10 protein-coding genes are annotated in these 21,222 nt (G+C 66.5%); 4 read left to right on the top strand and 6 right to left on the bottom strand.

What is annotated here, in order from left to right; translation table 11 throughout:
• Nucleotides 1–378 precede the first annotated feature (378 nt).
• Entirely contained in the window at nucleotides 379–1,800 is a 1,422-nt protein-coding gene (locus EAH76_RS18905) for an MFS transporter (protein WP_140851829.1), read from the top strand.
• 42 nt (nucleotides 1,801–1,842) lie between these two features.
• Here the strand turns inward: EAH76_RS18905 and galA are convergent, their stop codons facing one another.
• From galA to EAH76_RS18885, 4 genes are all read right to left on the bottom strand, one after another.
• Complete coding sequence (gene galA / locus EAH76_RS18900; RefSeq protein WP_140851828.1) at nucleotides 1,843–4,350, bottom strand: beta-galactosidase GalA; 2,508 nt, start codon at nucleotides 4,348–4,350, stop codon at nucleotides 1,843–1,845.
• A gap of 4 nt (nucleotides 4,351–4,354) precedes the next feature.
• Nucleotides 4,355–5,860, bottom strand: coding sequence for a tryptophan halogenase family protein (locus EAH76_RS18895; protein ID WP_140851827.1), 1,506 nt, complete (start codon nucleotides 5,858–5,860; stop codon nucleotides 4,355–4,357).
• 99 nt (nucleotides 5,861–5,959) lie between these two features.
• Nucleotides 5,960–8,893, bottom strand: a complete 2,934-nt coding sequence (locus EAH76_RS18890; protein ID WP_140851826.1) for a TonB-dependent receptor — start codon at nucleotides 8,891–8,893, stop codon at nucleotides 5,960–5,962.
• Between the two features lie 244 nt (nucleotides 8,894–9,137).
• Entirely contained in the window at nucleotides 9,138–11,192 is a 2,055-nt protein-coding gene (locus EAH76_RS18885; protein WP_140851825.1) for a right-handed parallel beta-helix repeat-containing protein, read from the bottom strand.
• Nucleotides 11,193–11,382: 190 nt separating this feature from the next.
• Between EAH76_RS18885 and EAH76_RS18880 the strand changes: the two genes are divergently transcribed.
• The gene (locus EAH76_RS18880) at nucleotides 11,383–14,109 is read left to right on the top strand and encodes a response regulator (protein WP_140851824.1); all 2,727 of its coding nucleotides are present in this window, start codon (nucleotides 11,383–11,385) and stop codon (nucleotides 14,107–14,109) included.
• Here EAH76_RS18880 and EAH76_RS18875 read toward each other — a convergent pair.
• Together EAH76_RS18875 and EAH76_RS18870 are read right to left on the bottom strand one after the other, a co-directional pair.
• Complete coding sequence (locus tag EAH76_RS18875) at nucleotides 14,054–15,706, bottom strand: DUF5597 domain-containing protein (protein WP_140851823.1); 1,653 nt, start codon at nucleotides 15,704–15,706, stop codon at nucleotides 14,054–14,056. The genes EAH76_RS18880 and EAH76_RS18875 overlap by 56 nt on opposite strands.
• 38 nt (nucleotides 15,707–15,744) lie before the next feature.
• Nucleotides 15,745–17,325, bottom strand: a complete 1,581-nt coding sequence (locus EAH76_RS18870) for a GH39 family glycosyl hydrolase (RefSeq protein ID WP_241659790.1) — start codon at nucleotides 17,323–17,325, stop codon at nucleotides 15,745–15,747.
• A gap of 221 nt (nucleotides 17,326–17,546) precedes the next feature.
• Between EAH76_RS18870 and EAH76_RS18865 the strand changes: the two genes are divergently transcribed.
• Nucleotides 17,547–19,097 (top strand): alpha-L-fucosidase, encoded by a 1,551-nt coding sequence (locus tag EAH76_RS18865; RefSeq protein ID WP_140851822.1) that lies wholly within the window; start codon nucleotides 17,547–17,549, stop codon nucleotides 19,095–19,097.
• Nucleotides 19,098–19,132: 35 nt separating this feature from the next.
• On the top strand, nucleotides 19,133–21,211 hold the full coding sequence (locus tag EAH76_RS18860) for a beta-galactosidase (RefSeq protein WP_140851821.1): 2,079 nt from the start codon (nucleotides 19,133–19,135) through the stop codon (nucleotides 21,209–21,211).
• Nucleotides 21,212–21,222 lie beyond the last annotated feature (11 nt).

Below are 21,222 nucleotides of genomic sequence, written 5' to 3'. Positions count from 1 at the left end.
AGCAAATGCTCGATCCGAACCGGTCCAGTCGCGGGACTGTACGAGACGGCGCCAAGTGGAGAACGCCGCGCCGCGCTGGCGGCAGTGCGGCGGAGCGCGGGTAGGTTGAGCGCCGGCGTCCCCGTTGGGGCGAGCGAGACCGATCGACCATGCCCCCCGGGGACCAACCCGCGTTCGGCGGCGCAGATCGTGCATGGGACGCTGCATCGAAAGCGGCTAAAGGCTCCACCCTATGCCAAGCGATTCCCCCGCCTTCGCACCGCCACCGCGTCGCTCGAAGCGGCGAGATGAGCGGGTCACGTCGGTCGCACGCAAAGCGTGCCGGCCGGACAGCGCGCCGCCGCGGTCCCACTTCCGCCGCCAGCTTGGTCCAAGCGCATGAACGCCACGCTCACCCCAGTGTCCGATCACGGCCAGGCGCAGGTCGGCGCAGGCAGCGCGGTGCGACACCCGAATTGGACGATCGCGGCGACGATGCTCGCCTCGAGCCTCGCGTTCATCGACGGTTCGGTGACCAACGTCGCGCTCCCCGCGATCGGCACGACGCTCGATGGTGACGCGGCGGCGGTCCCGTGGATCATCAACGCCTATCTGCTGCCGCTCTCGGCGCTGCTGCTGCTCGGCGGCGCGGCGGGGGATCATTTCGGGCGCCGGCGGATGCTGACGCTCGGGATCGTGCTGTTCGCGCTGGCATCGGCCGGGTGTGCGCTGGCGCCCAATTTGCCCGTCCTACTCGCCGCGCGTGCCGCACAGGGCGTGGGCGCGGCGATCCTGATGCCCAACAGCCTGGGCATTCTCGGCAGCTCGTTCGAGGGCGAGGCGCGCGGGCGCGCGATCGGGACGTGGGCGGCAGCCGGCGCGATCGCCAGCGCGATCGGCCCGCCGCTCGGCGGCTGGCTGGTCGAGACGGTGGGCTGGCGGGCGATCTTCTACCTCAATCTCCCCGTCGCATTCGCTGCGATCGTCGTCGCGCGCCGCTACGTCGCGGAAAGCGGACGCAGCCCGCAGCAGCTCGACTGGCGCGGGGCTTTGCTCGCGACCAGCGCGCTCGGCGCGCTGACCTGGGCACTGACGTTGTGGTCGAGCCGCCATGCGGCATCGAGCGGAACATGGATCGGCCTCGGCGCGGGGCTCGCGCTGCTGGCGGCGTTCCTCTGGACCGAACACCGCGCCGGCGATCGCGCGATGATGCCGCTCACGCTGTTCGCATCGCGACCGTTCGTCGGGCTGAGCGTGCTCACCCTGCTGCTGTATGGCGCACTCGGCGGACTTCTCGTCTCGATCCCCTATCTGCTGATCGTCGGGGGCAGCTATTCGCCGAGCGAGGCGGGGTTCGCTTTGCTGCCCTTTTCGATCGTGATCGGCGTCGCCTCGCGGCTCGCCGGGCGGCTGGCCGAGCGGATCGGGCCGCGCTGGCCGCTCACCCTCGGGCCGCTCGTCACCGGCATGGGGTTCCTCGTGATGAGCCGCATCGATCCGTCCGCGAGCTATTGGACCGGCGTGCTGCCGGGCATCGCGATCGTCGCGCTCGGCATGGCGGGGGCGGTCGCTCCGCTGACCACCGCCGTCCTGGCATCGGTCGACGATCGGCACACCGGGACGGCGTCGGGCTTCAACAGCGCGATCGCGCGGACCGGCGGCCTGATCGCGACGGCGCTTGCCGGCGCAGTGATCACCGCATCGGGCGCGGCGCTGATCGGCCAGTTCCGGACCGCCGCGCTCGCCGCGGCGGTATCGGCGATCGCGGCGGGGCTGACGGCGTTCTTTACGCTGGATCGCAAGGCCGCGAAGACGGCCTGACGATCGAGCCGGCGCACCGCTAGGCCATCCGACCAGCCGACGTCACACGCTTCGCGCAGCGCTCAGCCGGATCGAAGCCGGGGTGAGCGCGCTCCCGTCGGCCGCAAACGCCTCGACCGTGAGCGCACCCGGGCGACCGGTCGATTGGACGATCAACTGGGCGAGCCCGTTGAACAGCATGCGCTGCGGCGCGGTGTCGCTTTCGAGGCTGTTGGGGTTGCCGTTGCCGACGCCGATCAGCTTGCCCGCGCCCGATACGCGGAAACGCAGCGCGTCGTTCGCGGTCGGCACCGCGCGACCGCGCGCGTCGAGCAGATCGACCGTCAGCATCGCAACATCGCACCCGTCCGCGGCGATCGTCTGGCGGTCGGCTGTCAGGCGCAGGCGCTGCCCCGGCCCCGTCGTCTCGCGCCGCTGGCGCAGCACGATGCGGCCATCGCGGCGGCCGATCGCCTCGATCACGCCGGGCGTATAGGGCACTTGCCATTCGACGTGCTTCAGGCGCGGCATCGGCTTGGGGCCGAGGCTCTGCCCGTTGAGCAGCAATTCGATCTCGTCGAGATTGGAATAGACCCAGACCGAGACCGGCTTGCCCTCCTGCCCCGCCCAGTTCCAGTGCGGGAAGAGATGCAGGCTCGGCGCCTTCCCCCACCACGCCTTGTAGTAATAGTAATAATCCTTCGGGAAACCGCACAGATCGACGATCCCGAACTGCGACGCGTTCGACGGCCAGGAATAAGGCGTGGGTTCGCCGCGATAATCGAACCCCGTCCAGGCGAACCCACCGGCGAGCCAGTCGTGCGCGCCATATTGGCTCCACCATTGCTCAGGCGTCGTGCCCCAGCCGACCACGCCATCGTACGAACTCATCGTATGGCGCGCGGCATCGGTGCGATATTCGCCGCGCGTCGCGATCGCGCTCGACGTTTCCGAGCCGTAGATCGGGCGCTTGGGGTATTTCTTGTGGAACGGCTCGGGGAATTCGGGGTGATAGTTGAAGCCGATGATATCGAGCGGCTCGGACACGCCCGCCTCGTTGTTCCAATTGACCGCCGCGGTGACTGGCCGGGTCGGGTCGAGCGCGTGGCAGCGATCGACCATCGCCTGCGCGATCCGCGCGCCCTGTGGCGCAAGGTCGCCTTGCTGGAGGATATATTCCTCATTGCCGATCGACCAGCCGATGATCGAGGGGGAATTGCGGAAGCGCTTCACCATCAGTTCGAGCTCGGCCATGCCGCTCGGGTTCGAGCTCAGCTGGCGCGTTTCGCAGAGCAGCATCACGCCCATCCGGTCGCACGCCTCGACCCATTCGGGCGTCGGCATATTGTGCGACGAACGGACCGCGTTGCAGCCCATGCCTTTCAGCACCTCTAGCCGGTAGGTCTGCAGCCGGTCGGGCAAGGCCGCGCCGACACCGGCATGATTCTGGTGGTTGCACGTCCCCTGGATCTTGAGCGGTACGTCGTTGAGGAAGAACCCGCGATCGGCGTCGAAGCGTGAGGTGCGGATGCCGAAGCTGACGCGCTCGGCGTCGCGAAGCGTGCCGTTCGCGATGACCTTGACCACCGCGGTGTAGAGGTGCGGCGTCTCGAGCGACCACATCGCAGGGTTCGCGACGCGCGCACTGGTGCGGTAGGTCGCCGTTCCGGCCGGAGCGATCGTCTGGGCGGGTACAGTCGCGCGCGCGACCACGGTCCCTTTCGCATCGACGATCGTCCAGTCGAGCGCGGCATCGGCCGCCACGCGTCCGGCATTCTCGATGATCGTCGACAGGTCGAGCGTCGCGCCGCCGGCACCGGGCGTCGCGCGCACGACCGTCTCCCACGCGCCGAAATGAACAGGGTCGGTCTTTCGCAGCCAGACGTGGCGATAGAGGCCGGCCCCTTCGTAGAACCAGCCGTCGCCGAAGCTCGCATCGACGCGGATCGCGATGGCGTTGGTGCCGCCATAATCGAGGAAATCGGTCAGATCGAAGGCGAAGGGCGCATAGCCATTGGCGTTGCGGCCGATGAAGCACCCGTTGACGAACACCAGCACGTCGCGCATCGCGCCGTCGAATTCGATCGTTATCCGTCGCCCGAGATCGCTCTTGGGCACCGCGAAGCTCCGCCGATACCAGCCGACGCTGGTGGCGGGATAGCGCCGCCCGAGCGGCCGATAGCCATGCGAGCGCAGTTGCGCATCGCCCTCGCCTTTGTCGTCCTGGACGAAGGGGAGTTCGACAGCCCAATCATGCGGCAGATCGACCGTGCGCCACGCTTTGTCATCGAAATCACTCTTGGCGATCTTGATGATCCCGGTCTTCGAGAAGTCGGCCTGGCCAAAGCCGAAATCGAAATCCTTGGTCGGATCGGTGCCGTGACCGAGCGCGAAACGCCAACCGGTGTCGAAGCGCTGCCGTTCGCGCGGTGCCAGCGCGGCTTGGGTCTCGGCGGGCGCGCGTTCACCGCCGCCGCGCGCCTCGCTCGCGCGCGCCGGGGGCAAGATCGCGGCCGCGGTCGGCAGCGCGAGGCCGGCGCCGACCAGCATCCGGCGTGTCAGGGTGGTCATCGTCTCAACTCCGGGCGGGTGACGCAGCGCGGACGCCGCTCAGGAAATCGGCATGGCTCGGTAGCACGGCGGCGCCTTGGCGGATCACGGCGCGCATCCGTTGCAGCTGCGCGCGAACCGCGTCCTCGGGCAATCCGTCGGCGAGCGGATCGTGCCCGCGCGGCATCGCGCCCTGGCCGAGCAGCACGGCGAGCCAGCTCGGCTCGCGGAACAGCTCGGACGGATCGAGGATCAACCGGCCGAGATTGTCGAAGATCGCGAGGCGCTGCGCCAGGCTGTCGGGCACCGCCATCGCGCGCGTGTGCCGCCAGAATGGGGAATCGTCGCGCCGGGTCAGTTTGTAATGCAGGATCACGAAATCGCGGACGGCCTCGATCTCGCTGCGCATCAGGCTGTTGTAGAGGTCGATCTCCGGCGCGGCGAAGCCGTTGCTCGGGAAGAGCGACATCAGCGTCGCGATGCCGCGCTGGATCAGATGGATGCTGGTCGATTCGAGCGGCTCGATAAAGCCCGAGGCGAGCCCGAGCGCGACGACGTTGCGGTTCCACGACAGCCGCCGCCGGCCGGTGGTGAAGCGCAGATGTCGCGGCTCGGCCAGCGCCGGCGCATCGAGCGCGGCGAGCAATTGCGCGGTCGCTTCGTCCTCCCCGATAAAGCCGCTCGCATAGACATGGCCGTTGCCGGTGCGGTGCTGGAGCGGGATCCGCCAGCGCCATCCCGCCGAGCCAGCGGTGGCACGGGTATAGGGGGTCGGCGCTTCGATCGCGGGGGTCGGTACGGCGATCGCGCGATCCATCGGCAGCCAGTGCGACCAATCGACATAGCCGGTCTCGAGCGCCTGCTCGATCAGCATGCCGCGAAAGCCCGAACAGTCGATATACAGGTCCGCCCGGCAGACGCGGCCGTCGGCAAGCTTAAGGTCTTCGACGAAGCCGGTTTCGCCGTCGAGGCGCACATCGACGACACGGCCTTGGACATGCTGCACGCCCTGCCCGATCGCCAGCTCGCGCAGGAAATCGGCATATAAGGCGGCGTCGAACTGCAGCGCGTACGAGATGTTCGACAGCACGTTGCGCGGATCATCCGAGGGCCGCGCGAACTTCCCCTCGCTCGCGGCGACCGCGGGCAGCGAATATTCCGACCACGCCCCCTCGCGCGTCCGCAGCCAATGATGGTGGAAGGCGACCCCGCCGAGATCGGCGCCATAGCGCCCGAAGGGATGGAAATAGCGCTCGCCGATCGCGCCCCAGTCGCGGAACTCGATCCCCAATTTGTAGGTCGCCTGGGTTCGGCGCACCAGCTCGTCCTCGTCGATCCCGAGCAACGCGTTAAATTGCAGGATCGGCGGAATCGTCGCCTCGCCGACGCCGACGGTGCCGATCTCGGGCGATTCGATCACCGTCACAGCCACGCGATCGGCCGCGAAGTTGCGCGCGAGCGCCGCCGCCGCCATCCACCCCGCAGTGCCGCCACCGACGATGGCGACCGATCTGACCGGCCCGTCCCGCATCACAGCTTGCTCCAAAAAAGTGGCGGCGTGCCCGAGATGGGCACGACCGCCATGAGGGGGACGTTCAGATGGCGGCGGCGTCAAGCGCCCGTCGCGCCATCAATAGCGGACCTGCAACCGGACCGAGACGCGGCGGTCGTTGATCTGGTAATTGCGCAGGAGATTGGGATCGCCCTGATAGCTCTTGGCGACCGAGTCCGAGAGGTTCTGGCCGTCAAGCGTGATCGAGGCCCAGCGGTTGAGCTGATAGCCGATCGAAGCGTCGAGCGAGCCGTACGCCTTGAAATAGATCGGCAAGGTCGCCGCCCCATTCTCGCTGACCGAATCGAGGTACTTCGAGCGCCAGTTATACGCGACGCGCGCGGTGACCCCGTATTTGTCGTACAGGGCGATCAGATTGTAGCTGGTCCGCGACAGGTTGATCAGCGGCACCTTGAACTGCGTCTGCGACCCGACATTGCCCGAAGCGAGCGTCCCGGCATCGCTGTCGGCGAGCGTGAAGTTCGCCGCGACGCCGAAGCCCGAGAGCGGCCCCGGCAGGAAGTCGAAGAACTTCTGGCCGGCGACTTCGAAGCCCTGGACGAACCCCTTGGTGACGTTGGTCACTGCGCTCACGTTGAATTGGACAGCGCCGACGCCGGCGATGTTCTGCGTCTGGAGCGAGGTGCGCGTGTCAATGATGTCGCGCAGGTTCTTCCGGAACAGCGTCAGCGCGATGTAGCCGGTCGGTTCGAAATACCATTCCGCCGCGGCATCGAACGAGGTCACCCGCTCGGGCTTGAGGTTCGGGTTGCCCGCGACCGAACCCGATCCCTGATAGGGGTTGGTCACGGCGTTGTACGGCTGGCCCGAATTGACCGTCAGCGGCGTGCTGTTCGACCCGTTGTAATTGGGCGACAGCGTGAAGGTCGGGTTGAGCTGCGCGAAGGTCGGGCGGAAGATGTTCTTCGAGAAAGCGAAACGCGCCTGCAGCTTGGGTGTGACGTGCAGCCGGAGGTTCACGCTCGGCAGGAAGGTGTCGTAGCTGCGACCGCCATTATACGGCTGGACCACCGAGGTGCTGGTCGAATCGGTCGCGCCCGCGGTGCGATAGGTCAGGATCTGAAAACCTGACGCCGACGCGTCGGTCTTGACGTAGCGCAGGCCGACATTGCCATCGAGATCCATGCCGCCGAGATGCGTGCCGAACGCGGCGCGCGCATAGGCCGAATAGTCCTTCTCGCTGACCCGGCTGGTGGTCGATTGCGTCGGATCGTCGAGCGAACCGAAGGCGGCATTCTGGCCGCTGATCGCCTTGATATGCGCGAACGCCGAGTCCGGATGGAGTGCATCGTACAGGTTCCACTGCAGAATCGGCCCGAACACCGAGTTCGACGCAGTCCCGCGCAGCAGCGTCGCCTGCCCCGGATTGTTCTCGACCACCTCGGGGTGCGCCGACACGAGATAGCAACTCGCCGCGGTCGAATAATTCGCGCAGGTCCCGCCGATCGTCGTCCAGTTGTTGACGTTGGTATCGCGGTTGATCGCGGTCTTGCTGCTGTAGCGCACGCCCGCGCTCAGCGACTTGAGGAAACCGCCGTCGTCGAAATCCCAGGTCAGGTCGAGCCGTGGCGTATTGCCGATCGCCGAGTTGCTGATGCGATCGGGCTGATACGCGGTGAAGCCGTAATTGGCGGTATTGGCGAAGAAGTTAGACGGTCCACCGGTAACCGGGTCGGTCGCGAGCTGGGTCGGGAATTTGCCGCGATTGTCGAACGCGTAATTGTAGCTCTGGTTGAACAGGCCCGCCACGCCGCCGCTCTTGGTATAGGGCGTGATGTAGAGGTTGAGCGAATCCTGCTTCACCGTCGAATCGATATGCTGATAGTCGAACACGACCTTCAGCCGATCGGTCACCGACCATTTCACGCCCGTCGTGATGTCGGTCGTGCGCGTCTTGCGGTTCGAGCCATAGGTGACCGACAGCCCGCCCGGATTGGACAGCGCCCCCGAGGTCGCGATCCCGTTGGCGACGGTATAGGTTCCGGTCGGCGCGGCGCCGTCGTCCGAGGCGAAATAGGCGACGCCGGTGTCGGTGAACTTGTAGGTCGTGCTCAGGACCTGGGCATAGGCCTCGACATTGTCGGCCGGGCGCCATTGCAGCACGCCCGAGATGCTCTGCCGCTTGCGATCGCCCTGCGCGACGTTGAAGCCGCCGCCTTTCTGGACCTGGATGTTCTGGCCGGCATAGCCGGGCACGAGCGTCGACTGCACCGGCGCGCCGCCCGGATCGGCGTTCGGGCCGTGGATGTTGTAGGGCTCAACCTGGTCGAGATCCTGGCGGAAGAACGACCGCTGGTAGGAGGCGTTGAGCAGCACGCCGATCTCGCCGAGCCCGGTGTGCCAGCGGTTGCTGTAGAGCGCGGACCCGCCCCAGCCCTTCTTCTTTGCAAGATCATATTCGGTGCCCGACACGGTCGCCGCGATGATCCGCCCCGGCGCATCGAACGGCTTGCGCGTGCGCAGGTCGATCGTGCCGCCGAGCGAGCCTTCGATCATCTCCGCCGAAGGGTTCTTGAAGACATCGACGCGCGACAGCAGGTCGGGCCCGACTTCGTCGAACGCGAGGCCGACGCCGCCGTTCGCGGTGAAGATGTCGTGGCCGTTGAGCTCGGTGCGCACTTCGCTAAGGCCGCGGATCGCGACCGTGCTGCCCTCGCCGAGGTTACGCTGGATCTGGATGCCCGAGATGCGCTGGAGCGATTCGGCGATGTTGGTGTCGGGGAATTTGCCGATGTCCTGCGCGGTGATCGAATCGACGATCTGCTCGGAATTGCGCTTGATCGCCTGCGCCGAGGCGAGGCTGCCGCGCAGCCCGGTGACGACGATATCGGCCGGGTCCGCTTCGGGCGGCTGCGGCGCGGCGGTGGTCGGTGTTGCGGGAGGGCCGCTCGTCTGTGGCGCCGGGGTCGTCTGTGCGTGCGCCGCGGCGACACTCCAGATGCCGATCGCCAGACCCGAGACACTCGCCAAAATCCGTACGCTGTTCCTCATCGAATCCCCTCCCTGATTGTCCTGTCTGGACTTGAGGACGGCATAGACGACATCATCACATATGAAAACAGAAATTTATAAGTGCTAAAGAGATACGTTTGGAGGTCGCCGAAATCGGGAGGTGTCGACCGCGCACGCCGAGCGGGTCGGGAAAGCGCGAAGCTCCGACAAATGGTCATTTCGTGATCGTGCGGGGCCATCGCGCGCACGGCAATGCGGCCTCTAAACCGCTGCGGGTGCGCCGTTACGGGCGTTCTGGTTCGATCCCGGCCTTGGCGATGATCGCTTGCGCGGCGTCCGGCCATGCGCCGTTCGCAACCGTCACCGTCTCGACTTCGCGATTGTTGACGTACGGCGTCCACTGGCCGGTGCGCTTTCCGCTATCGTGCCAATTCCCGATCGCGAGATTGTCCATCGCGGTGCGCCGCGGTGCGAGCTGGTCCTGCGAATTCATGTTGAGCCAGACCGCGACGTTGCTGATCGCATTGTTGCGCAGCGTGACGTAGCGCGATCCCTCGTCGAGATAGAGCGCGATCCCGTCCTTGATATCGTAGATATGGTTTTCGGCGATGAGCGCGCCGGGATCGGCGGAGAGATGATAGATCGCGCCGCCATCGGGAAACCATTGCTTCACGTCATGGACGCGGTTGCCGACCACTACGGTATCGCGCAGCGTCGTCGGCGTGTCGTACACGCGATTGCCCGGCTGATCGTAATAGCCGCGATCGGCGGTGAAATAGGCCGCATTGCCGCCGGGATCGTTCGCCCCCCAGCCCCAGCCGATATCGATCCCGTCATACGGCGCGGCCGACACGTCGTTGTGCCAGATCACCGCGCCGCTGGCATAGGTGACGAGAATGGCGGCCTGCTCGCGATACTGCTGCGACACGGTGCGCACCAGATTGTTGCTGATCACCACGTCGCGCACGCCCATTTCGGACCGTGACGGATGGTGCGCATCGGGTTGCACGCCCCCGACCATGATCGCCCCGCCAGCGAGATCGGTGAAGCGCGACCGGCGCACCTCGATCGCGCTGGTGCCCAGCCCGATCCCGCTGGCATTGGCGTCGGGATTGTTGCCGATCCCGAGCGCGATCTGGCCGAGCTCGGTGAATTCGTCATGATCGAACACGATCCGCGTCGCCGCGGCGACCTGGATCGCTGCGGGCTGCTGGCGCCAGCGGTTGCGCATCGCCTCGAACCCACGGCAGCCCCACGAGCAATCACGCACCGGATCGTCGGGATAGCCCGGCCAGTCGCCAGCAAGGAACGATCCGCTCTGCTGGCTGGCATAGCCTTCGGGCCCCGAGGGCAGCAGCCAGCTCGTGTGGCGGAAGCTCAGCCCGCGGAACTGCAGGTCCTTGATCGTCGCATCATAGCTACCGGCGATCGACAGCAGCAGTTCGAGCCGCGGGAGCACGACGTCGAGCCGCGCCATATCCTCGCCGGCGGCGGGCTTGTAATAGAGCTTACCCGCGGCGGGATCAGCATACCATTGGCCAGGGTCGCGCACGAAGGCGAGCGCGTTGACGAAGAACAGCGCAGCATTGTCACCCCAGACCGAGCGCGCCAAGGTGTCGTAGCCGACCAGATTGTTGCGCCAGCCCGGCTGCTGCATCAGGATGCGATCGCCGTCGATCCGCGCGACCATCGCATGGCGATCGGTGAACCATCCCGTCGCCTCGACTTCGATCCGCGTCTGATCGGGCAGCTTGGCGAGTGAACGCCACGTCGGATCGACGATCTCGATCCCGCTCTTGTCGAAGCGGAAGGCGGTGCGCGGCGCGCGAACCGCGGCGCGCGGCGCCATATGCCCGCCGACCCAGAGCTGACGCGGATCGACTCCGCGCGGGATGTCGGCCGCCCAGATTCCGCGCTGTCGATCGGCCAGCGTCCAGCCCGTCACCGGCGTCCCGCCCGAGACGACCGGATGCGCGCCCGGCGCGGCTTCCCAGCGCACGGTAAACCCGCGCTGCCCGCCATCCGCAGCGGTGAAGCGCAGCGGCGCTTTCAACCGATAGACTCCGTCGGCCAGTCGCACCGTCACGTCGTGGTCGCCGTTGAGCCGCCGCACCGCGACCTGCGCGCGCGCCAGCGTAGCGAACGGCCTGGCCGCGCTGCCGTCGCCGTCGTCCGATCCGCTTGGCGTGACCGCCAGCACGACAGGGACCGGCGCGGGGCGGCTCGAAATATGGATGGCGTTCGCGCTCTGCGCCTTGCTGACCGCGGGTGGCGTATAGGTAGGGATCGCAACGGGCGAGGCAAGCTGGGCTGCACCCGGAGTGGCGAAGGCCAGCATCGCGACACCGATGGCACGCGAAAGAGGACCGTTCCGCACCATTTGTCTCCCGCTACCGATGGGCCATGCGCCCGCTCCCGACCGCCCCCGCCCTGCCCGGTCACCCAGGCGTTGGGGGAGCTAGGCTTGACGGACCCGGCCCGACCGGGTGATCAGTTGACACAGCCAAGCGGCATTGCAAAGAGTTGCCATGTCCACGCCACAGACTCGCACCGTCTCGCTCCCGCCCGAGCTGGACCAGTTCATCGAAGCGCGGGTCGCGCAAGGCGATTACGCTACGGCCGACGATGCGGTACGTGCAGCGGTGAGCCTGTTGCGCGACGGACGGGCCGCAGGCATGGACTCGGCAACCCCCTGGCTGATCGGCGGCGGCGACTGCGGTGCGCTGATTCGCGCGCGCGACTGGTCGGAAACGTCGCTCGGCAGCCTTGCCAGCTGGCCCGCGCCGCTGCGCGCGACGCTCAACAACATCGTCAATTCACCGGTCGCCAAGGTGCTGATGTGGGGCCCCGACCATGTCATGCTCTATAACGACGGCTACAGCGCGATCGCCGGCGATAACCATCCCCGCGCGCTCGGCGGCAGGGTGCGCGAGATTTGGCCCGAGATCTGGGATTTCAACCGCGAGATCCTGGCGGCCGGCTTTCGCGGCGAGGTTCAGGCGCTGCGCGACCAGACGATGGTGCTCCACCGCTACGGCGCGCCCGAAGCGGTGGTGTTCGATCTGTTCTACACCCCGGTCTATGACGATGTCGGCCAGGTCGGCGGGGTGATGTGTACCGTCGTCGAGAATACCGAGAAGGTCGCGGCTCAACGTCAGCTCGCCTGGCGCGAAGCCGAGCTGCGCACGATCACCGACGCGATGCCGATCCTCATCTCCTATATCGATCGCGACCAGATCTATCGCTTCGCCAACAGCTATTACGAAGCCTGGACCGGCCGACCGCGCAGCGAGATCATCGGCCGGTCGGTCCGCCAGGTGATGGGCGACAAACTCTACCGCCGACGCGCGCCGCTGATCGAACGCGCGCTCGCCGGCGAAGATATCTCCGTCGATGACGTGATGCCGCATGCCGATGGCGCCCGGCGCGCCGAAATCCGCTATATTCCGCGCGTCGAAGCCGATGGTTCGGTGCCGGGCTTCCACGTCATGGTGTTCGATATCGAGGAGCGCGTCCGCCGCGCCGAGGCGCTCGAACGCGAAGCGGCGCACCGCGCGCGCGCCGAGGCGCAGCTGCGCCACCTCAACGAGACGCTCGAGGCGCGCGTCATCCAGGAGATCGAGGAGCGTCGCCAGACCGAGGCGGTCCTCGCGCAATCGCAGAAGATGGAGACGATCGGCAAGCTCACCGGCGGTGTGGCGCACGATTTCAACAATCTGCTGCAGGTCGTCTCGGGCAATCTCCAGCTTCTCGCCTTCGACGTCGCGGGCAATGCGCGCGCCGAAAAGCGCGTCACCAATGCGATGGCGGGCGTGTCGCGCGGTGCCAAGCTCGCGGCACAGCTGCTCGCCTTCGGCCGCCGGCAGGCGCTCGAGCCCAAGGTCATCAATGTCACCCGCTTCGTGCGCGGGATGGACGACATGCTGCGCCGCGCGATCGGCGAAGCGATCGAGATCGAGACTATCGTCGGCGGCGGGTTGTGGAACACCTTCGTCGACCCAGCGCAGATCGAGAATGCGCTGCTCAACCTCGCGATCAACGCGCGCGACGCGATGGACGGCCAAGGCAAGCTCACGATCGAGCTCGGCAATGCCAGCCTCGACGACGCCTATGCCCGCATCCATTCCGAGGTCACCCCCGGCCAATATGTCATGCTCGCGGTGAGCGACACCGGCACCGGCATGGCGCCCGAGATCATCGACAAGGTGTTCGAGCCGTTCTTCTCGACCAAGAGCGAGGGCAAGGGATCGGGGCTCGGCCTGTCGATGGTGTACGGCCTGGTCAAACAGTCGGGCGGGCACGTCGCGATCTATTCCGAGCTCGGCGAGGGCACGACGATCAAGCTGTATCTCCCGCGCGCGGCCGCAGCGGAGGATCTCGAGGTCGAGACCACCGCCGGGCCGATCGTCGGTGGGACAGAGACCGTCCTGGTGGTCGAGGACGATGACGAAGTCCGCGCCACCGTCGTCGAGCTGCTCGGCGAGCTCGGCTATCAGGTGCTCAAGGCGGTCGATGCCGGCAGTGCGCTGAGCGTGATCGAGAGCGGCATCCCGATCGACATGCTGTTCACCGACGTCGTCATGCCCGGCACGTTGAAGAGCCCCGAACTCGCCCGGCGCGCGCGCGAGCGGCTGCCCGATCTCGCGGTGTTGTTCACCTCGGGCTATACCGAGAATTCGATCGTCCATGGCGGCAAGCTCGATGCCGGGGTCGAGCTGCTCTCCAAGCCCTATACGCGCGAGGCGCTCGCACGGAAGTTCGAGCAGGTGCTCGCCGGGCAGCGGTCGCGGCGCGGCCCGACCCCGCTTCCCGCTGCCGATCCGGCATCCTCGGCGCGACCGATGGCGTTGCTGGTCGAGGACGATGCGCTGATCCGCGCCGATACCGCCGCGATGCTCGAAGCGACCGGCATCGGCGTGGTCGAGGCGGCGAGCGCGGAGGACGCGACGATGGCGTTGCAGACCGCGGCGATCGACGTGCTGGTGACCGACGTCAACCTGCCGGGAATGGACGGCCCCGACTTCGCCGCGCGCGCGCGCGCGCTGCGGCCGCAGATCGGGATCGTCTTTGCGACCGGCGACGCGGCCGCCGTGGCGGAGCTTGCCGACGCGCGCACGATCGTGCTTGCGAAGCCGTACGACCGCGAGGCACTGACGCGCGCGGTGCGCGTCGCGCTCGGGCGGCCCGACGCCATCGCTGCTAGCGATAGCGTCCCATCGTCACCTTCAGCACCTGCGGACGCGCGACCAGATTGAGCCCGTAATCGGTCTGATCACCATTCCAGACCCTCTTCATGACCCAGCGCCCCTTGTCGAACCGGCCTTCCTCGACGCGGACGACGATCCCGTTCGCCGGGGTGCCGGGGGCGCCCGCGAAGGAAACGCGGACATGGTCGCCCATGACCAGGAATTCATCCGCCGAGAGTTGCGCGACCGCGACGCCGCCGACCGGCTGCTTGTCCCATGGCGGCGCATCGCCCTTGAGCCATTCCCAGTCCTTCATGCCGAACTGCCACTCGCCCCACGCCGCGGTGATCGTCCAGTCGCCCATCCGCGTCGATTGCTTCGCGCCGTCGTCGGGCTTGGCGGCACCCCAGGTCGGCTTCTCGAAGGCGATCTTCGCCCAGTCGCGCATCATCGATCCGACCGCTGCATAGGGCAGCGCGAAGGCGTCGAGCGTCGTTGCCGAAAGATCAGCCGCGCCGAGCGGGTAATTGGCGTACCCCGTATCGTCCATGCCGAACGGCGCGAAGCCGATCGCCCCGCGGCCGAGCGTCGGCCAGAAGAAGCGCGCAAAATCGCGCGTATTGCCCATTTCGGGGACCATCAGCGCGTTGTCGGCACGGGCGTATTGATCGAGATATTTGATCACGTTGCCGCTGGTCTTGTCGTAGATGTCGGGCGCCTCGAGATCGATCGCGGGCGCCGCCGCCTTCCAGATGTCGAGCACGTCCTGCTGTGGCCCGCCGCTCGCCACGCCGTAGGGATCGGGGACGTTCGAGGGACCCGAAAGCGAGGCGTTAACGTACATCGGCAGCGGCTTGATCGCCTTGCCCGCTGCCGCGATCGCGTTGACGTAGCTGCCGACATACCAGGTGTTGAACGCGCGGTCGGCCTGCGCGCCGAACGCCGCGCTCCAGCTGCCGGTCTTGTGGACGCGCTGCGCGAGCGCGGCGGGGATCGGCTTGGCGAACAGCGCATTGCCGGTCGCCGAGAAATCACGCGGGTTCTTGTAGCTGCCGGTCTCGTTCTCGACCTGCACCATGATGACGGTGTTCTGCGGATCGTGATCGCGCAGATAGGTCATCAGCTGGACGAAGGCGCGCTTGTCCGCCGCGAGCGTCGCCGCACCGTGCGCGCTGAGCACGCCGTGATCCTTGCCGTCCTTGGTCTTCATCCGCGGGAAGCGGCTGTTGTCGAGCTTGACCCAATCGGGGGTGTAGGAGAACGACGTGTTCTTCCACGTCCCGAACCATAGCAAGACGACCCGCTTGTCATGCGCGCGCGCCTGGTCGAGCAGCGTCTGCAGGAAACTGAAGTCGAAGCTGCCCTCCTTCGGCTCGACCTGCTCCCACGCGATCGGCACCTCGACGGTATTGGCGCCGATCCGGTCGAGCACCGGCCACGCCGTCGCGAGCGGCTCGGCATAGTTGCTCGAATTATTGACCTGCGCGCCGAGCATGAAGAACGGCGCACCGTCGACGATCAGCGCGTGGCGGCCGTTGCGGCTCTCGATCCGCGGGACCTCGTGCGACGCCTGCGCCGACGCCGCCGAGCAGCCGGCAAAGAGCAGGCCGGCCGACAGCAGCGACGCGATCGCGGCGCGACGGGGGTTGGGGCTGCGCATCATCATTCTCCAAACATCTCTCAAATCGGTCCGACGCGTGCGGCTCAGCCGCGTGCGGGCTCGAGCGTCACCAGCACGACGTCGTTGGTGTCGAGCGGCACGGTGGCGGCATAGCGCCCGGCCGCGCCGATCTGCACGACGCGGTCCTGCTCGGGCTTGTCCTGCGTCACCGCCTGCAACTGCGCGACTTGCGCAGCGCTCAGCGCATTGGGCAGGCCCATGTCGATATAGGCCGAATAGGCATCGTTATGGCGATAGCCGGTGCGATAGGTCCGCAGCCGATAGCGGCCCGGCGCAAGGCCAGCGAACTGCACCGCGGCGGGCGCCTGATGCTCCGTGGGGACGAGCTTGGTATAGAACGGCCGGTTGCTGAGCTTCTGGTCGGGCTGGTGCCAGTCCCACACGACGACGCTGGTCCGCCGCCCCTCGGTCGCCGCCCAGCTGTTGGCATCGACGGTAGGCACAGCCTTGCCGCGCAGCGCGTTGAGATATTTGTAGGCGAACCACGCCGGCTTGCGGATGCCCTGCGGGTTCATCAGGCCAAAGCCGCCCTGGAACGGCGCGGTCGGCGGGCCCGGCTCCTCGAACAGATCGCTATAGGTCCAATAGCTCATGCCCTGGACGCTGCCCTCGACCGCCTTCAATTTGCTCAGGATATAGGGCGCGCTGACATAGCTGTCGTGGACCGGGTCGCGCGGGGTGTAGCTCGTGCTCCACTCGGTAAAAAAGAGCGGCAGCTTCGGGAAGGGCGATGCCGCGATCTCGGCGCGGACCTTGCGGACATCGGCGATGATCGCGTCGGGCGCGGGCGACAGCTTGGTGTCGCTCTTGCCCTGTTCGTCGAGGAAACCACCCTCGACGCCATAGGTGTGCGTCGTGACGAAATCGACCGGCGCACCGCTCTTGGCGACATGCTCGAGGAATTCGGGCACCCAGGCCGCGCCCGCGGTCGACGGGCCGCCGACGCGCAGCCCCGGATCGACCTTATTCAGAGTGCGTGCGGTAACGTCGTACAGCTCGAAATAGGCCGGCTTGTCGGCCTTCTCCCAAAAACCGTCGAGGTTGGGCTCGTTCCAAACCTCGAAATACCAGCTGCGGACTTCGGCAGCGCCGTACCGCTGCTGCAGATGCCGCGCGAAAGCGTCGATCAGCGATGCCCAGCCGTCGAGCCGCGGATGCGAAGTGTTGCCCTTCCAATAGAAGATCGTCAGGTCCGAGGTCTTGAGCGCGTCCGGCGTGAAGCCGAGCTCGACGAACGGCTTGATGTTCCGCCGCAGCATGTCGTCATACAGGCGGTCGATCCCGGTCCAGTCATACACCGTCTTCCCGTTTTCGACGCGCACCGTCTTGAGCACGTCGTGGAAGATCGCGTGGAAACGGAGATAGCGAAAACCGAGCTCGTCGGTCGCTGTCTTGAGCTGCGCCTGACTGTCGGCGCGCATCAGCGTGCCCGGATAATCCGAGCCGACCGAGAGATCGTAGAAGCGATCGACTGGCCCCTGCGCCTTCGCGACATCGACGCTGACCACCCGCTCCGGGGCAGCGAGCGCCGGTTGCACCGCGACCGTCGCGGCGAGCATCGCCAGACCCAGACCAGCCGGCATTGCGCTTACATCTTTTCGCATCGGATCCCCTCGCTCATGGCGCTATCGTATTCCTGAAGCCGCATAGGCGCTTACTGAACGCATGAAAACTCATGTTTATAAGCGCAAACCAGCTTTAGGATGTGCGGTGATTCGGAACGCTATTGCTCCCCGAAGCCGCACGCAGCTTGCATTGAAGAGAATTCTATTGCACCTGTGAAATCCATTGTCACGGTCGTAATGCCGGAGAGGACGCGTACATCATGCCCACTTTCAGCAAGCGCGAGCTATTGTACGGTCCGCTCGCCGCGCTCGGCGCCGGTGCGCTGAGCCGGGTCGTTCCGGCGGCGGCGGCAGCCCCCCGCGGCGCGGCAGGTTCGCTTCGCAAGGGCAAATTCGATGCGACGCACGCATCGCTGTCGACCTACACCACGCCCGACTGGTTCAAGGATGCGAAGTTCGGCATCTGGTCGCATTGGGGGCCGCAGGCGGTGCCGGCCCGCGGCGACTGGTACGCGCGCTGGATGTATGTGCCGGGCCATCCGCATTACGACCATCACCTCAAGACCTACGGCCATCCGTCGGAAAAGGGCTATAAGGACATCATTCCGCTCTGGAAGGCGGAACGGTGGGAGCCCGAGGCGCTGATGGCGCGCTACGCCAAGGCCGGTGCGAAATATTTCGTGTCGATGGGCGTCCATCACGACAATTTCGATCTGTGGAATTCGAAGCACAACCGCTGGAACGCGGTGGTGATGGGCCCGAAGCGCGACGTCGTCGGGACGTGGCAGGCTGCAGCCAAGCGCCATGGCCTGCGCTTCGGCGTCTCCGAACATCTCGGTGCGAGCCACAATTGGTGGTATCCCAACCATGGCTACGACCAGTTCTGGCCCAAGCTCGGTATTCCCTATGACGGCGCCAATCCCGCCTATGCCGATCTCTATCACAACAATCGCACCGAGCCGTTCATCGACACCAAGGCGAGCTGGTACACCACCGACCCGGCCTATCATCAGATGTGGCTCAAGCGGATCACCGACCTGATCGACGGCTATCAGCCCGATCTGCTCTATTCCGACGGCGGCCTGCCGTTCGGCGAAGTCGGGCGCAGCATGGTCGCGCACCTCTACAACACCAGCATCGCACGCACCGGGCGGCTCGAGGCGGTGTACAATTGCAAGGATGCCGGCACCGGCGAGTTCTTCAAGGAGGGCATGGTACAGGACGTCGAGCGCGGCGTGCTCAAGGGCATCAACCCGCTGCCGTGGCAGACCGACACCTCGAACGGCGACTGGTTCTACAACGAAACCGAGACGTACAAGACGTCGAACCAGATCGTCACGATGCTCGCCGACATCGTCAGCAAGAACGGCAACATGCTGCTCAACGTCGTGCAGCGCGCCGACGGGTCATTGCCGCCCGAATCCGACAGCCTGCTGACCGATCTCGCCGCCTGGATGGCGGTCAATGGCGAGGCGATCCACGGAACCCGCCCCTGGACGGTCTATGGCGAGGGGCCGACCGAGGCAGTCGAGGGCATGTTCAAGGAAAAGGCGGACTATTCGCCGCGCGACATCCGCTTCACGATCAAGGGCAAGACGCTCTACGCGATCGCGCTGGGTGAACCGCGCGGCACGACCGAGATCGCATCGCTGCGCAGCGGGTCGCCGCAGGCGCGCGGGCGCGTGGTCGGGGTCGATCTGCTCGGCGCCGGGCCGGTGCGCTTCCGCCAGACCGCCACGGCCCTGTCGATCAACGTTCCCGCGCGGCTCCCGACGCGCCATGCCAGCGTCTTCCGGATCCACCAGGCCTGACGCCCCCATTCGATACGCGATACGAAGGACCACCCATGCATCGTCGCCCTGCCCGCCTCGCCGGTATCGCGCTCGCGCTCGCCATCTCCGCCGGTATCGTGCCGAACGCGACCACCTCCCCGGCGCGCGCTCAGAGCGCGGCCGGTCACCCCGAATGGCCCGGCAAGGGCGCGCTGTTCGTCGGCACCTGCTATCAGCCGATCGACCGGAGCCCCGAACAGATCCGCCAGGACATCGCGATCATGAAGGGCGCGGGGATGACGATGGTCCGGATGGGCGATCTGTCGTGGGATTCGTTCGAGCCCGAGGAAGGCCGCTTCGAGTTCAAATGGTTCGACGACGTGATCGCGCAGATGCACGCCGCCGGCATCCGCGTGATCGTCGATATCCCCGGCCAGCCCGCGCCGATCTGGATGCACAAGAAGTATCCCGGGGTCGATATCGTCAACCAGGACGGCGTGCGGATCAACGCGGCGAGCCGCTATTGGGACAATATCAGCGATCCCGATTATCGCCGCCTCGCGACGCGGCTCGCGCAGAAGATGATGCAGCGCTACGCGCACAATCCGGCGGTAATCGCGCTCGGCTATGACAATGAGATCGGCAATGGGCACATGTCCGATTCGCCCGCCGATCGGACGCGCTTCGTCGGCTGGCTCAAGCAGCGCTACGGGTCGATCGAAGCGCTCAACAAGGCCTGGGCGACGCAACGCTGGTCGCGGCGGATCAACAGCTGGGACGAGGTCGACATCCCCTATGAGCGCGGCCCGGGCCCCAACGAGCGCTATCTCGACCTGCACCGCTATTGGTCCGACGACACCGTCGGCGCGCTGGAAGAGCTGGAAGCGGTGCGCAAGCAATACGCCCCCAATCTGCCCGTCGCGTCGAACTTCTGGCCCAATGCCGGGACAAAGGGCTTCGACTATCTGCGCGCGTGGGACAAGATTTCGACCTACGGCGCGCAAGGCTTCTATCCCGGCGATCCGGTCGGTGCCGCGGTCGACGTGATGTCGAACCGCGCGGGCCACGACACGCCGGTGTGGTTCAACGAATTCACCGCCGGCGGCGGCGGCTATTACGGCACGCCCGGCCGATCGCGGATGTGGGCCTATTTCGGGCTGCTCTATTACACACAGAGCTTCCTCGCCTGGACCTTCAACTCGCACAGCGGCGGCGAGGAGCAGGCGCTGTTCGGGCTGGTCGATCATGATGGCCGGCCGTCGTGGAAGGTCGGCGAGTTCGCGCAGATCGCGCGCGAGTTCGAGACGCTCAAGACGCTCGGCTTCCCGCGCTACGATCCGCCGCAGGTCGCGGTGAACTTCTCGTACCAGAGCTATTGGCTGACCAACCCGCCCCCCGGCCCCAACACGATGCAGGAATATTTCAAGGGCGATTACAGCAAGTTCGAGCAGGCGGCGTACCGCCCGCTGTTCGAGGACAATATCGACGCCGCGGTGATCGATTTCGGCCATGATGCGCTCGACACATACAAGCTCGCCATCCTGCCCAGCGCCTATGTGATGGACGCGCCGACCGCGGCGGCGGTGCGGAAATATGTCGCGGGTGGCGGGACCGTCATCATGACCGGCTATTCCGCCAAGGTCGACGAGACCGGCAAATGGTTCGAGACGCCCCTGCCCGGCCGCCTCGGCGACGTGTTCGGGGTGCGGACCAACGCCTTCTATCGCGCCGAACAGCCGCTGAAGGTCACGTTCAACGGGGCGACGCTCACCGGCAGCGATCCCTATTACGAGATCCTCGAGCCGAGCACGGCGACGCCGCTCGCGACCTTCGCCAACACGCCGCAGAAGAGCCCGGCGATCACGATCAACCATTATGGCAAGGGCCAGGCGATCTATGTCGCAACTGCGCCGCAGTCGGAGCTGATGGGTCCGCTGGTGCGCTCGCTCTACCCGTCGCTCGGCATCAAGCCTGGCCCGAAGACCCCCGCCGGGGTCGTCGCGCGCGAGGTCGATGGCCGGACGCTCTACGTCAATACGACGCAGGCGCCGGTCAGCGTCACGTTCGGCGGCACGAAGCGTGGGCTGCTGTCGAAGCAGGCCTATGCCGGCACGCTGCCGCTGGCGCCGTACGGCGTCGAGCTCGTCCAGTAGCGCGGCGCGTC

It is taken from the genome of Sphingomonas glacialis, from assembly GCF_006439055.1.
Classification (GTDB): Bacteria; Pseudomonadota; Alphaproteobacteria; order Sphingomonadales; family Sphingomonadaceae; genus Sphingomonas; species Sphingomonas glacialis_A.
The sequence above is the reverse complement of the archived record's forward strand: the minus strand, read 5'-3'. Positions and strand labels throughout refer to the sequence as shown.